Source organism: Bradyrhizobium sp. PMVTL-01 (genome assembly GCF_051861855.1).
Classification (GTDB): domain Bacteria; phylum Pseudomonadota; class Alphaproteobacteria; order Rhizobiales; family Xanthobacteraceae; genus Bradyrhizobium.
The window spans coordinates 4427864-4441208 of record NZ_CP193982.1; the positions used below are offsets into that span (position 1 = coordinate 4427864).

The following is a 13345-nucleotide window of genomic DNA, read 5'->3' on the forward strand; positions in this document are numbered from 1 at the left end:
ACCCGAGCGACACGAAGCTGACCTTGGGCGCAGCCGTCTGATCCATATCTGATCTGCCTGATCGACCGGCCGGAGCTAGTCCCAATTGCCCATAATTACAACCCTTTGCATGGCCCTCCGGCGTGCTATGGATGAATCACCTGCGGTGAGTGAGCCATGAGCGCAGAACAGTCGCCCAAAATCGTGATTGTCGACGAGAGCCCGATCCGGGCTGCGATCCTCGAGGAGGGGTTGCGGGAGGCCGGATTCACCCAGGTCGTGCATATCCGCGAGATGCAGAGCCTGCTTGCCCGTATTTACGCGGTGGACCCCGACATCATCCTGATCGATCTGGAAAACCCCAGCCGCGACGTGCTGGAGGCAATGTTCCAGGTCAGCCGCGCCGTGAAGCGGCCGATCGCGATGTTCGTGGACCAGAGCGATTCAGCCTCGATCCAGGCCTCGGTCGAGGCGGGGGTGTCGGCTTACATCGTCGACGGGCTGAAGAAGGAGCGCATCAAGCCGATCCTCGACCTCTGCGTGTCCCGTTTCAATGCCTTCGCGAAGCTCCAGGAGGAACTCGAGCGCACCAAGTCGCAGCTCGAGGACCGCAAGATCATCGAGCGCGCCAAGGGCATCCTGATGAAGGTGAAGGGCCTCACCGAGGACGAGGCCTATGTGCTGCTTCGCTCGACTGCGATGCGCGAGAAGAAGAAAATCGGCGAGATCGCCCAGTCGATCATCACCGCATCGGAGATGCTGAAATGACTGGACCGCTTCGCATCGGGTTCATCCCGCTGGTCGATGCCGCAGCCCTGATCGTCGCCGTCGACAAGGGATTCACCGCCGCCGAAGGGCTCGACGTCGAGCTGGTGCGCGAGGTGTCCTGGTCCAACGTGCGCGACAAGCTCAATATCGGCCTGTTCGATGCGGCACATCTGCTGGCGCCCGTCGCGATCGCGTCCTCGCTCGGGCTCGGCCACGTCAAGGTGCCGATCGCCGCGCCTTTCAATCTCGGCATCAATGGCAATGCCATCACGGTGTCCCCGGCGCTGCATGCGGCGCTGATGGAGGAGATCGACGGCGATCGCTTCGATCCGCTTGTCACCGCGAAAGCGCTGGCGAGGGTGGTCGCCAAGCGCCGCAAGGCAGGTGCAGAACCTTTGACCTTCGGCATGACCTTCCCGTTCTCGACCCACAACTACCAGCTGCGGTTCTGGATGGCGGCGGCCGGCGTCGATCCCGACGAGGACGTGCGCCTGGTGGTGTTGCCGCCGCCCTATATGGTCGATAGCCTCAAGAGCGGCCATGTCGATGCGTTCTGTGTCGGCGCACCCTGGAATTCGGTCGCGGTCGATCTCGGCGTCGGCCATATCCTGCATTTCGTCTCCGACATCCTCGTGCGCGCTGCCGAAAAGGTGCTGGCGGTCCGTCAGGTCTGGGCCGACAAGAATCAGGATGTGGTTGCTAGCTTGGTGCGCGCGGCGGTGAAGGCCGCCGAGTTCATCGAGCAGCCGGCAAACCTCACCGAGGCGGCTCGTATCCTGGCGCAGCCGGAGCGGATCGACGTCGATGCCGAGGTGATCCAGCGTACCCTCACGGGACGCCTGAAGATCTCGCCCGATGGCACGCTCCGCGAAAGTGGCCGCTATCTCCTCGTTGGCCGTGAAGGGGCAGGGCGCCCCGATCCGGTCCAGGCCGCCTGGCTCTACGCCCAGATGGTGCGCTGGGGGCAGACGGCGCTGACGCCTGACGGCGTCAAGACGGCCATGGCCGTGTTCAGGCCGGACCTCTACGATGCCGCCATTGGCCACAAGCCGCCCTCCGAGGCGCCCGCACCCTTCGGCGCATTCGCCGGCCCCGTCTTCGATCCCGACAATATCCGGGGGCACCTCGAGGCGTTCGAGGTCGGTCGCTGGAAGGCCTGATTCGTCTGCTGCATTGTTTTCAGGCGAACGGGGCGAGCGGCTAAATTTTGAGCCGAGTGCTCGAATTCCGTGTGAGTTCCGGGGCCGGCATTTTCCGGGGGCCGCCGTACCTCGTTGAAACATCAAGAATTTCTTTTCCGAGCGAGCTGGCACGCAACTTGTATGTTGCACTGCGGCCAGCTTGTCATTGGTGCCTGCTGAGCCAAGTCCCACAGCAACGAAGCTGATTGGACCGTCGGGTTGCGAAGCAGGCGTCAAAGCCAGCCGAGTTTCCCGCGGGTCGCACAATTTCCGTCGAAGCCACCGAGGTGGCCGCAGGAGCTTCGTTACCGACCATGAAAATCGATACGGTCTCAGTCGACTTTACCGACGAGCAGAAACGCTACCTCGAAGGCTTCACGACCGGCCTGCAGATCAGCCGGGTCGGTCGCGGCCTCGCTGGCGGCGGCGGCAAGGCGAATGCCGAGCCTGTTGGTCCCGACGCCGTGCACATCAAGGCGCAGGACAAGGTGATCGCGTCGGGCAAGAAGCTCGCCGACCAGGAGAAGTTCAAGCGCGACGAGCATCCCTTCGATGCCTATCCGCGCCTGCGCCAGCAGGCGCTCGACAACGCTCCGCCGAGCCCCGCGGACAATTTCCGCTGGCGCTATTACGGTGTCTTCTACGTCGCGCCGACGCAGGACTCCTACATGTGCCGCCTGCGCATCCCGAACGGCATCATGAAGCACTGGCAGCTGTCGGGCCTTGCCGATCTCGCCGGCGAGCTCTGCGGTCCCTACAGCCACGTAACGACCCGCGCCAATCTCCAGCTGCGCGAGATCCCGCCGAAATACGCGATCAGAATGATCGAGGGCATCCAGGAGCTCGGCCTGTGCTCGCGCGGCTCCGGCGCCGACAACATCCGCAATGTGACGGGAACGCCGACCGCCGGCATCGATCCGCAGGAAATCATCGACACGCGGCCCTATGCGCGCGAGTGGCACTACCACATCCTCAACGACCGCTCGCTCTACGGTCTGCCGCGCAAGTTCAACGTCGCCTTCGACGGCGCCGGCAAGATCGCGGTGCTGGAAGAGACCAACGACATCGCCTTCACCGCCTATGAGGTGAAGGACGGGTTCGGCGTCGAGCCCGGGGTCTGGTTCCGGCTCGGCCTCGGCGGCATCACCGGCCACAAGGACTTTGCGAAATATTCCGGCATCATCGTCAAGCCGGAGCAGGCGACCGCCGTCGCGGATGCCATCGTGCGCGTCTTCATCGACCATGGCGACCGCACCAACCGCAACAAGGCGCGGCTCAAATACGTGCTCGACGCGATGGGCCATGATGGCTTCCTCAAGCTGGTCGAGGAGCGGCTGAAGACGCCGTTCACGCGCGTGCCGGAAGAGGCGTTCGCGCCGCGGCCGGCTGCGGACCGCATGGCCCATATCGGCGTGCACGAGCAGAAGCAGGACGGTCTCAACTGGATCGGCGTGTCGCTGACGCTCGGCAAGCTCAGCTGCGATCAGATGCGCGGCCTTGCCAAGGTTTCGCGCGACTTCGGCGACGGCGAGATCCGCCTGACGGTCTGGCAGAACCTCTTGATCTCGGGCGTGGGCGACGAGAATGTCGAGCTCGCCATTGCCGCGATCAAGCAGATCGGGCTCGCGGTCGAGGCCTCGCACATCCGGGCCGGCCTGATTGCATGCACCGGCAATGCGGGCTGCCGTTTCGCGGCGTCCAATACCAAGCGCAACGCGGCCGAGATCGGCGACTGGTGCGAGCCGCGCGTCGCCATGGACAAGCCGGTCAACATCCATCTGACCGGCTGCCACCATTCCTGCGCGCAGCACTACATCAGCGACATCGGACTGATCGGCGCGCGCGTGCCCGTGAACGAGGAGGACACGGTCGAGGGCTATCATCTCTTCACCGGTGGCGGGTTCGGCCCCGACGCCGATGTCGGGCAGGAGGTCTATCACGACCTCAAGGCGGAGGATGCGCCGAAGACGGTCGAGGCGCTGCTCAAGGCCTATCTCGCCCATCGCTCATCGCCCGACGAAACCTTCCTCTCCTTTGCGCGCCGCCATGACGGCGAAACGCTGCGCAAGCTTGCCGATGCACAGGTGTCCGCATGAACCAGATCACGCCTCCGCCGAAGCTCGACATCATCCCCGCCAGCGCGCCGTTCTCCGAGGCGCAGCGCTCCTGGTTGAACGGCTTCTTTGCCGGACTGCTCTCGCCTGACGTCGCAACGCCGTTGTCGGCGGAGCAGGGCGCCGCCGTCATGCAGGCCGGTGACGGTGACGACGGCGAAGCGCCGTGGCACGACCAGACCATGCCGATCGCCGAGCGGATGAAGCTCGCCGAGGGCCGGCCTCTGCGTCGCAAGATGATGGCGGCGATGGCGCAACAGGATTGCGGCCAGTGCGGCTACAATTGCCACGACTATTCGGAGGCGATCGCGAGCCGCAGCGAAGCGCGGCTCAATCTGTGCGTTCCCGGCGGCAAGGAAACCGCGCGAATGCTGAAGTCGCTCTACGAGGAGCTCGACAAGGCGCCCGCGGCGAAGGCACCCGAGAAGACGGACCCGGTGGCCGCGCCCGCCGTGACCGTGACCATCGCCGAGCCCGGCCGATCGCGCGACAATCCGACCGAAGCGACCTTCCTGTCGCGCCGTCTTCTCAACAAGGGCAAGTCGGAGAAGGAGACCTATCACATCGAGTTCGATCTCTCCGCGAGCAAGCTCGACTACGTGGTTGGTGACAGCTTCGGCGTGTTCCCGCGCAACGACGTCGGTCTCGTGGACCAGATCATCGCGCTGCTCGGCGCCTCCCACACCACCAAGGTCAACGGCAAGACGCTGCGCGAGGTGCTGATCGACGACGTCTCGCTGTCGCCCGCGCCGGACTCGCTGTTCGAGCTGATCTCCTTCATCACCGGCGGCGCGCAACGCGAGAAGGCGCGGGCGCTGGCGCAGGGCGAGGATCCCGATGGCGATGCCGCAACCCTCGACGTGATGGCGGCGCTGCAGAAGTTCTCCGGCACGCGGCCGCATCCCGAGGCCTTCGTCGAGGCGCTGGAGCCGCTGCAGCCGCGGCTCTACTCAATCTCGTCCTCGCACAATGCGACGCCGGGAAAGCTCTCGCTGACGGTCGATTCCGTGCGCTACGTGATCGGCAAGCGCAAGCGCGTCGGCGTCGCCTCGACCTTCCTCGGCGAGCGCATCAAGGAGGGCGAGAAGCTCAAGGTCTATGTGCAGAAGGCGCACAATTTCGGCCTGCCGCAGGATCCGAAGACGCCCATCATCATGATCGGCCCCGGCACGGGCATCGCGCCGTTCCGCGCCTTCCTGCTCGACCGCAAGGCGACCGGCGCGCCCGGCAGGAACTGGCTTTTCTTCGGCCATCAGCGCAGCGATTGCGATTTCTTCTACCAGGAAGAACTCAATGCGATGAAGACCTCGGGCCAACTGACGCGGTTGTCGCTGGCCTGGTCGCGCGACGGCGAGAAGAAGTTTTACGTGCAGGACCGCATGCGCGAGGTCGGCCGCGAATTGTGGACCTGGCTCGCCGAAGGCGCGCATCTCTACATCTGCGGCGATGCCAAGCGCATGGCCAAGGACGTCGAGCGTGCGCTGGTCGACATCGTCGCCCAGTTCGGCGCGCGTTCGACCGATGAGGCCGTGAGTTTCGTCGCCGAGCTCAAGAAGACCGGCCGCTTCCAGGCTGACGTGTACTAAGGCGAGAGTAGATCAGCCTAAATCGCCCCGGCGGCGCAACCGCCGGGCCTTTTCGTCTGGTCCGGCTTGTACTGTGCATGGGGTTGTTTTCGCTATTTCAGTTTGGGCGGGATGACTTGAGTCCGGCTGTCATCCCACCGTCATCCACGCCGGTTCCAACTGGCTCGAATCCTAACGAATAACATTCTCGGAACCCCGCCCCGGAGGAGAATTTGCGCCTGTGCTGAGGCTGCTCCAGAGAAGGCGCATCGCTATTTCTGGCGGCATCTTGCCTCCCGCCAGGGTTGATCCTTCATACTCCCGCAAATGGGGCGTTGGAGATCGACCATGCGCGAACTATCGGCGGAAGCCAGACTGCACTTCTACGCGCGCTCGCTCTCGCGTCGAACCGGGGCGAGCGCCCATCATCTGGCGCTGTACAGCGCCTTTGCCGTGATCGCAGCGATCGTGTTCGGCACGCTATCGGTGCACCCGTTCTAAATCGTTGTTCCGGGGCGGCGAAGCCGAACCTGGAACCTCAAGACGGAAGGCCTCACGCCCCGCGCTTGAACGGCGCGACCTCGATCCCGGCTTCCTTCAATGCCCGACGCAAGGTCCGCGCGATCTCGACCGCGCCGTGCGTGTCGCCGTGGATGCACACCGTGTCCGTGCGCATCTTGATGACCTTGCCGGTCACCGACACCACCGCGCCGTCCTGCACCATGCGCACCACGCGGTCGGCGATCAACTTCGCATCGTGCAGCACCGCGCCGGGCTTCTTGCGCGAGACGAGGTTGCCGTCGTCCTCATAGGCGCGATCGGCGAACACCTCGTGCACCATCGGCAGGTTGGCTTCTTCGCCGGCTTTCACCAGCTTCGAATTGGCGAGGACGACGAAGATCAGGCTGGGATCGACGGCCTTGATGCCGGCGGCGATCGCCTTCGCCGTCATGTCGTCTTCGCAGGCGACGTTGGAGAGCGCGCCATGCGCCTTCACATGCGTGACCTTGTGGCCGGCCGCGGTCGCGATCGCCTGCAGTGCGCCGATCTGGTAGGCGACGAGGTTTTCGATCTCGGAAGCCTTGAGCCCTGCGATCGGATGGCGGCCGAAGCCGTGCAGGTCGCGATAGCCGGGATGCGCGCCGACCGAGACGCCGCGCGCCTTCGCAAGCTCAACCGTCCGGCGCATGATGTCGGGGTCGCCGGCATGGAAGCCGCAGGCGACATTGACCGAGCTTGCGAGCTCGATCATCGCAGCGTCGTTGCCCATCTCCCACGCGCCAAACCCTTCGCCGAGGTCGCAATTGAGATCGATGGTCTTCATGGTGCTCTCCGCCTCTGGTCTTGCTGCCGTTTACGGTTCCGCCGTGACCTGCCACGTCCCGGCATCGACCGCGCTCACCGCGTAGCCGGCAACGTTAGCATCGCTGAGCGCCTCGATGTTGAGCTCGACGGTGTCGGACGAGCGCAGCCGGTCCGGGAGGCTGCGGATCAGCTGGGCGAACTTGCGCGCCTCGTCCTGCGCCTCGGCCATGCTGACCTGCTTGAAGCGGAACGCGGTCCCCGCCGAGGTCTGCGCCAGGCGGCCGACATCGGCCGTGATCACGGTCGCGATCTTCGGATAGCCGCCGGAGGTGCCGCGGTCCATCATCAGCGCGATCGGCGCGCCGTTGCCGGGCACCTGGATGCTGCCGTTGACCGTGCCGTCGGAGACGATGTTGTGGCCGTGCAGGTGCTTGATGGCGGGGCCTTCGAGCCGGTACCCCATGCGATCCGACGTCGCCGAGATCTTCCACTCGCTCCCTAGGAACAGCGCCTTGTCGGCGTCGTCGAACTCGTCGTCCTGCGGCCCGAGCAGCACGCGGATCGGACCTGTCGCAGGCTTCGGTAGCTCGATCCGCAGCTCCGGTGCACCGCTCGCGGCATCGACGCTGAACTCGTCGCCGGCCTGGAGCGGACGCGGGTAGGGGCTGCCGAGGCCGGCCCGGGCGTTGACCGCAAGGCTGCCGAACACCGGCTCGCCTTTGATCCCGCCTTCGATCGCCAGATACGTGAACGCGCCGCCACGGGCAAAGCCCAGCGTCAGCGTCTCGCCGTCCTTCAGCGTCACCGACGTGTCCATCGCGACCGGGCGCCCGGCGACGTCGGCGTTGCGCGGCGCGCCCGCAATGGCGAGGCGCACGGCGCCGTCACACGCGGTGAAGGTCGCGCCGAATGGGCCGATCTCGACGGCTGCCGCGAGCGGCTCGTTACCGACGAGGGTGTTTGCCGCTGCCAGCGACAGCCGATCCATGGCACCGCTGACCGTCAGGCCGTAGCGCTGCGCGCCATGCCGCCCGCCGTCCTGGACGGAACTGGCAGGGCCGATGCTGGCGACGACGAGCCGGCTCATGCATTCACCTGCTCGGCGACGATCTCGCCGGCCTCGGCCGCGCGGTCCATCTCCTCGAACGTTTTGTGGTCGATGGCGAAAAACGTCACGCGATCGCCGGGTTCGGTGAGGAAGGTCGGATTGCGGTGGAGCTGATAGGTCCTGACCGGCGTGCGGCCGAGCAGGTGCCAGCCGCTCGGGGCGGCCAGGCACTGGATGCCGGCCTGGATACCACCGATCGAGATCGTGCCGGCCGGCGTCAGCAGCCGCGGCGACTGCCGGCGCGACATGTGCAGGGACTTGTCGAGCCCGCTGAGATACGACCAGCCCGGCGTGAAGCCGATCATGGCGACCTTGTAGTCGCCGCCCGCATGACGGGCGACGATGTCGTCAGGCGTCGTGTTCAGCGCCTTCGCGACATCCTCGAGGTCGATGCCGTGCTCGCCGCCATAGGCTACGGGAATGCGCCAGCGGCGCGCCTTGGTGGCCGGCGGCAGCGGCCGGGTGGCGATCGGGAGGATCTTCTCGCCGAGCGCGTCGAAGCCGATCCGGCAGGGGTCGTAATGCACGAGCAGCGAGCGATAGGTCGGAACAGTTTCGGTGACGCCGTCGATGGGACTTGCTGCGAGCGCCTTGTCGAGCGCCAGCACGCGCTGGTTGGCGTCGTCATCGATGGTGCGACTGAACTCGACCGTGACGGCACTGTCGCCACTGGGCAGGAGGCGGGGCGGGGGAAGCGTCGAGGCCATGAGCTGTCAGAGCGCTGTCGAAGTCGGGCTTCTCGGGAAACGCGGGCTCGACTTTGAGCTCCGCTTGTCCCTGCTTCGCGTAAATGCGCCGACAAGTCCAATAAATTAATGCAGGGGCAAACGATAAGGCCTTGTTATCGCGTCGCATAACGGCCTTGCGGCCCTGCATCCTTGTGGGTCTTTTGGCTCTTGACGCAAAGCTCGCGGCTCGCAAGATGCGCGCGTTCCTTTCCCGCCTATCCGGAGCTCGTTCTCGTCCATGTCGCTGTCCCCCGAAGCCCGCAAGACCCTCGCCGGCATCACCACTGCCACCATCACCACGGTCCTGCTGAAGAAGGGCCTGCGCAATGTGTGGATGCGCGGCGCGCGTCCGCTGCGCCCGGGCCTGCCGCGCCTGGTGGGACCTGCCTTCACGCTGCGCTTCGTGCCGGCACGCGAGGATCTGGCGACCCCGGAATCCTGGTCCTCGCCGATCTCGACCCGCACCGCGATCGAGGCGATGCCGGAGGGCTGCATCGCCGTGGTCGATGCCATGGGCATCACCGATGCCGGCATCTTCGGCGACATCCTCTGCGCGCGCATGGTCAAGCGCGGCGTCACCGCGCTCGTCACCGACGGCGTGGTGCGTGACGTCGAGGGCGTGCTCGGCACCAACCTGCCGGTGTGGTGCGACGGCTACGCCGCCCCGCCGTCGGTCGCGGGCCTCACCTTCGTCGGCTGGGGCGAGCCGATCGGCTGCGGCGGCGTTGCCGTTTTCCCGAACGACATCGTGGTCGCCGACCAGGACGGCTGCGTGCTGATCCCGCAGGCGATGCTCGACCACGTGCTCAACGAGGGCGTCGAGCAGGAGCGCATGGAAGCCTGGATCGTCAACGAGGTGAACAACGGCTCGGTGCTGCCGGGCCTCTATCCCATGAACGCCGAGACCAAGGCGCGCTACGCCGCCAGCAAGAAGTAACGGATAAGGAAACGAGGACCTCCATGGACATCACGCTCGCCGGCACGCGGCCGACCCGCCGCGCGCCGAAGGAAAACTTCACCGGCACCGTGCTGCAGGACCCCATCAACATGGCGCCCGCGCCGGCGCGGCTGAACGTCTCGCGCGTCTCGTTCGAGCCCGGCGCCCGCACCAACTGGCACCACCATCCGCTCGGCCAGACGCTCTACGTGATTTCGGGCGTCGGCCGCGTCCAGACCAAGGGCGGGCCGGTGCAGGAGATCCGTCCGGGCGATACCGTCTGGATTCCGCCGGGTGAAGTGCACTGGCACGGCGCCTCGCCAAACAACAGCATGTGCCACATCGCCATGCAGGAAGCGCTCGACGGCGTCTACTCGACCTGGCTGGAGCCCGTGACGGACGCGGAGTACGGCGCGCCGGTCGGCTGACGCGCGTGCCCCGGGCACGGCGCATCGCCTGAAGGCGATGCGTCGCCGAGCCGAGGCACGGCAATTCACATCCGCTCCGCCGTCCACGTGCCCGTGCACAGCGCGCCGCGCCAGGTACCGGAGCCGGACGTGCCGCTGAGGTGGCCGAAGCCGACGGCACGCTTGATGCCGGTGCTCAAGGTGACATTGATGCTGCCGGCATCGGCGACGCGGCCCGACGCCGAAACGGCGGCACTGCTCGATGCAATCTGACCGTTGTTGATGCCGATCGCGACGGTCGCGCCGTTGCCGCAGGTCTCGCTTGATGACGAGATACGGACGTTCCACGTGCCGTCGAAAGTGCTTGTCGCAGCACCGGCCTGTGTCAGCGGGAAGGCGGTGGCGACAAGGATAGCGAAGAGTCCTTTGCGAATGCCGTCCATGGCACGCCTCTGTGGTTGACCATGCGGGGAACGTGGCACGGCTCGCGGAAACGGCGATGTGAGGGGGCTCACGCCGGGGCAGGCTCTGTGAGTTGGCACACATCCTGACTGCACGCGCAAAAGCAAAGGGGCCCGGATCACGAGCCCCTCGTTGTGGTCAGAGCGTCGAAGCCGAAATCAGTTCACGCGCGTCCAGGTCTGGCCGCCGCAGAACATGCCGCCGAAGGCGCAGCCCTGCACGCGCAACCTGTCCGTGCCCTTCATGGCGATCGTGGAGTCGTAGGTCGAGCCGGAGTTGGGATCCAGAATGCGGCCGGACCATTTCTGGTCCTTGCCGGGCTTCATGTTGATCAGAACCTGCTCGCCGTTCTGGTTCGACTTGCTGTCGACCGAATAGCCGCAGAGATTGCTGCCGCACTGCTCGATGCGGACCTTGCCTTCCTTTTCCTCGGTGAGCCAGACCCCGAGCGGCGAGTTGAGATCGCGCGTGGATGCGGCTGCCGGAGCCGGCGGCGGCGCCGGGGGCGCGGACGGTGCAACAGCAACGGCGGCCGGCGGGGGCGGCGTCGCAGGGGCTGCCTGCTGCTCGACGGGAGCCGGGACCGGAGGCGGTGCGGGGGGAGGCGCGACAGCCGTAGCGGCCGGCGCAGCATTGGTGGTCGCGGCCGGCGGCGCGGCGGGTGGCGCCACTACGACGGGCGCGGGAACCTGCGTGGCTGCGGGCGGTGCTGCTGCAGCGGCAGGTGGAGGCGCCGGCGCGGCCGGCGCCTGCGGATCGGCCTTGGCCTCCTGCGGCGCCTGCTGGCCCGGGCTCGTCTCGTTTTTCTTGGTGGCCTTCTTGGCCTTGCCCTGGCCGCTGTTGTCGTACACGCCGGGAATCTGCACCGTGCCGCGGTCTGGATCGATGCGGATGGTCCGCCCGCCATACTCGAAGGTGTATTGCGCCTGAGCAGCGGTGCTTGCCAACAAAAGGAATGCGGCCGTGGCCAACAGCTTCCTCATTTCCATCTCCTGAACAGATGTCCCCGCACCAACGCTTACGCGCCGGCTCCATTCCAAAACGTGATCTAGATCACTGTCTCGGTATGAGTCGTCGTCCCAACGTTCCGGGTTCAATAGGCTTGGGGCCGGTCCAAAGTTTGGCAGAGGCAGGCGACAGCAGGACCAGGCCGCAGGCGCCGTTCCGATGGAATCGGAACGGGGCTCGAGATCCAACGCGCGAAAACGCTCTAGTCGAACCAGGCGGCGTAGATCTTCTTGTAGCTGCCGTCTTCCATGGAAATGTGCAGCCACTGGTCGACGAATGCCTTGAGCGCCATGTCGCGCTGGAGCCAGTAGGCCTTCTCGGAGAAGTCGAACGGCTTGTCCGGATGCACCGCGCAGAGCACGCCTTGATGCTGCTTCTGCTGATAGCGCGTCTCGGAGGCGTCCGTCATCATCAGATCGGCATTGCCCTTGGCGATCTCGTCGAAGATCACGGTGTTGTCGGGGAAGACCGTGATCTCGGCGTCCTTGATGTTGGCGCGCGCGAAGCGTTCGTTGGTGCCGCCGGGATTGACGATGACGCGGGTGCCCTTCTTGTCGATGTCGGGGAGTGTCTGGTACTTGCCGACATCGGCGCAGCGCGCGATCGGCGTCTTGCCCTCGCGCATGATCGGCATCGAGAAGAAACCCTTCTTCTGCCGGTCGAGCGTCACGGATACGCCGCCCATGGCGATGTCGAACTGGTCGGCCTCGAAATCCTTCATCAGCTTGGGCCAGGCCGTCGGCACGAATTCGACTTTGACGCCGAGTGCCTTGCCGAGCGCCTCAGCCATGTCGACGTCGAAGCCAGAGAACTGCTGCGTGGCCTTGTCCAGATAGGTGAAGGGCCTGTAGTCACCGGTCATGCCGACGCGCAACGTGCCGCGCTTGATGATCTCGTCGAGGCGCGAGGGCGCGGCCTGCTGGGCGTGGGCCGAAAGGTTCATCAGCAGCGCCACCGCCAAAGCCGCCAACACTCGAACGGATATTCGAACGGTCATCTCTTTTCCACCCACGCCCGAGCTGTCATTGTACAGCTACTCTGACTGGATTTAGACCAGATGCCCGTCGCTGGCGAGGCGGAATTGAAAGGAAGCTCGAGGTGACGATTTCGATCTACGAGGCCTCGGTCGGCCTGTTCGTGCCTTATCTGCGCAATCTGTCCGTCCTGCTCGACAAGGGCGGGGCCTATGCGGAAGCCCGCAAGTTCAATCCGGCGGTGCTGCTCGGGATGCGCCTCGCGCCGAACATGTACGATCTGGCCCAGCAGGTCGGCGAGGCCTGCCGTCACGCCACGGTTGCGCCGGCCCTGCTGGCGCAGCGCGATCCGGTGGTGCTGCCGGTGCTGGAGCACGACATGGCCGGGCTGCAGGCGCGCATTGCGACGTCGATCGAGTTCATCGACAGCCTGCCGCGCGCCGCGATCGATGCCGCGGCCGAGCAGACCGTCTTCTTCAGGCTGAAGAACGGCACCGAGCTGCCGTTCACGGGACGGACGCTGCTGCTGACGTTCAGCGTCCCGCAATTCTTCTTTCACGTCACGACCGCCTACGACCTGTTGCGGCACGCCGGCGTCGAACTCGTGAAGAAGGACTATCTCGGAAGGAAGTAGGGACAGGCTCGCTGTCCTCCCCGACGGGGAGGACCATCGCAGATCGCGTCTTGGTGGCGGCCTGAACAAGCGCCTCATCCTTTGAGACGACCGCTTCCAGCGGTCTCCTCAAGGATGAGGCTAAGCAGCATTAGTCAGGTTGAAACTCGCCCTTATCCTGAGGGCCCGCCATCGG

At 65.6% G+C, this 13345-nt stretch carries 14 protein-coding genes; 8 read left to right on the forward strand and 6 right to left on the reverse strand.

Features of this window, described 5'->3' with window-relative positions:
- Positions 1-156: 156 nt before the first annotated feature.
- The 5 genes from ACRQ5Q_RS21345 to ACRQ5Q_RS21365 all read left to right on the forward strand — a co-directional run bounded on the left by ACRQ5Q_RS21345 (position 157) and on the right by ACRQ5Q_RS21365 (position 6108).
- Positions 157-747 carry an ANTAR domain-containing response regulator gene (locus tag ACRQ5Q_RS21345; protein WP_008564898.1) on the forward strand — a complete coding sequence of 197 codons (591 nt, stop codon included), beginning with the start codon at positions 157-159 and terminating at the stop codon, positions 745-747.
- Positions 744-1907 carry a CmpA/NrtA family ABC transporter substrate-binding protein gene (locus ACRQ5Q_RS21350; protein ID WP_439392233.1) on the forward strand — a complete coding sequence of 388 codons (1164 nt, stop codon included), beginning with the start codon at positions 744-746 and terminating at the stop codon, positions 1905-1907. The genes ACRQ5Q_RS21345 and ACRQ5Q_RS21350 overlap by 4 nt, the downstream gene beginning before the upstream one ends.
- Before the next feature lie 335 nt (positions 1908-2242).
- Entirely contained in the window at positions 2243-4024 is a 1782-nt protein-coding gene (locus ACRQ5Q_RS21355; RefSeq protein ID WP_439392234.1) for a NirA family protein, read from the forward strand.
- Positions 4021-5628, forward strand: coding sequence for a sulfite reductase subunit alpha (locus tag ACRQ5Q_RS21360; protein WP_439392235.1), 1608 nt, complete (start codon positions 4021-4023; stop codon positions 5626-5628). Before ACRQ5Q_RS21355 ends, ACRQ5Q_RS21360 begins: the two co-directional genes overlap by 4 nt.
- Before the next feature lie 327 nt (positions 5629-5955).
- On the forward strand, positions 5956-6108 hold the full coding sequence (locus ACRQ5Q_RS21365; protein ID WP_035666020.1) for a hypothetical protein: 153 nt from the start codon (positions 5956-5958) through the stop codon (positions 6106-6108).
- Positions 6109-6160: 52 nt separating this feature from the next.
- Here ACRQ5Q_RS21365 and ACRQ5Q_RS21370 read toward each other — a convergent pair whose 3' ends face one another.
- Genes ACRQ5Q_RS21370 through pxpB form a run of 3 tightly spaced genes read right to left on the reverse strand, consistent with a single transcriptional unit; the run spans position 6161 to position 8727 of the window.
- Positions 6161-6931 (reverse strand): LamB/YcsF family protein, encoded by a 771-nt coding sequence (locus tag ACRQ5Q_RS21370; RefSeq protein WP_439392236.1) that lies wholly within the window; start codon positions 6929-6931, stop codon positions 6161-6163.
- Positions 6932-6961: 30 nt separating this feature from the next.
- Entirely contained in the window at positions 6962-7999 is a 1038-nt protein-coding gene (locus ACRQ5Q_RS21375) for a biotin-dependent carboxyltransferase family protein (protein WP_439392237.1), read from the reverse strand.
- Positions 7996-8727: a 5-oxoprolinase subunit PxpB gene (gene pxpB, locus ACRQ5Q_RS21380; protein WP_439392238.1), complete on the reverse strand. Its 732-nt coding sequence runs from the start codon at positions 8725-8727 to the stop codon at positions 7996-7998. The genes ACRQ5Q_RS21375 and pxpB overlap by 4 nt, the downstream gene beginning before the upstream one ends.
- Before the next feature lie 259 nt (positions 8728-8986).
- On the opposite strand from pxpB, the gene ACRQ5Q_RS21385 reads away from it, so the two are divergent.
- Complete coding sequence (locus tag ACRQ5Q_RS21385) at positions 8987-9685, forward strand: ribonuclease activity regulator RraA (protein WP_439368112.1); 699 nt, start codon at positions 8987-8989, stop codon at positions 9683-9685.
- A 23-nt stretch (positions 9686-9708) separates the two neighbouring features.
- A complete protein-coding gene (locus ACRQ5Q_RS21390) occupies positions 9709-10113 on the forward strand; it encodes a (R)-mandelonitrile lyase (protein WP_439368111.1) in 405 nt (134 codons plus the stop codon).
- 65 nt (positions 10114-10178) lie between these two features.
- On the opposite strand, the gene ACRQ5Q_RS21395 is transcribed toward ACRQ5Q_RS21390, so the two are convergent.
- The 3 genes from ACRQ5Q_RS21395 to ACRQ5Q_RS21405 all read right to left on the reverse strand — a co-directional run bounded on the left by ACRQ5Q_RS21395 (position 10179) and on the right by ACRQ5Q_RS21405 (position 12559).
- Positions 10179-10535, reverse strand: a complete 357-nt coding sequence (locus tag ACRQ5Q_RS21395) for a hypothetical protein (RefSeq protein WP_439368110.1) — start codon at positions 10533-10535, stop codon at positions 10179-10181.
- Between the two features lie 177 nt (positions 10536-10712).
- Positions 10713-11537, reverse strand: coding sequence for a DUF2147 domain-containing protein (locus tag ACRQ5Q_RS21400; protein ID WP_439392239.1), 825 nt, complete (start codon positions 11535-11537; stop codon positions 10713-10715).
- Between the two features lie 227 nt (positions 11538-11764).
- Positions 11765-12559, reverse strand: coding sequence for a transporter substrate-binding domain-containing protein (locus ACRQ5Q_RS21405; RefSeq protein WP_439368107.1), 795 nt, complete (start codon positions 12557-12559; stop codon positions 11765-11767).
- A gap of 113 nt (positions 12560-12672) precedes the next feature.
- Between ACRQ5Q_RS21405 and ACRQ5Q_RS21410 the strand changes: the two genes are divergently transcribed.
- On the forward strand, positions 12673-13170 hold the full coding sequence (locus ACRQ5Q_RS21410) for a DUF1993 domain-containing protein (RefSeq protein WP_439399848.1): 498 nt from the start codon (positions 12673-12675) through the stop codon (positions 13168-13170).
- Positions 13171-13345: the final 175 nt, after the last annotated feature.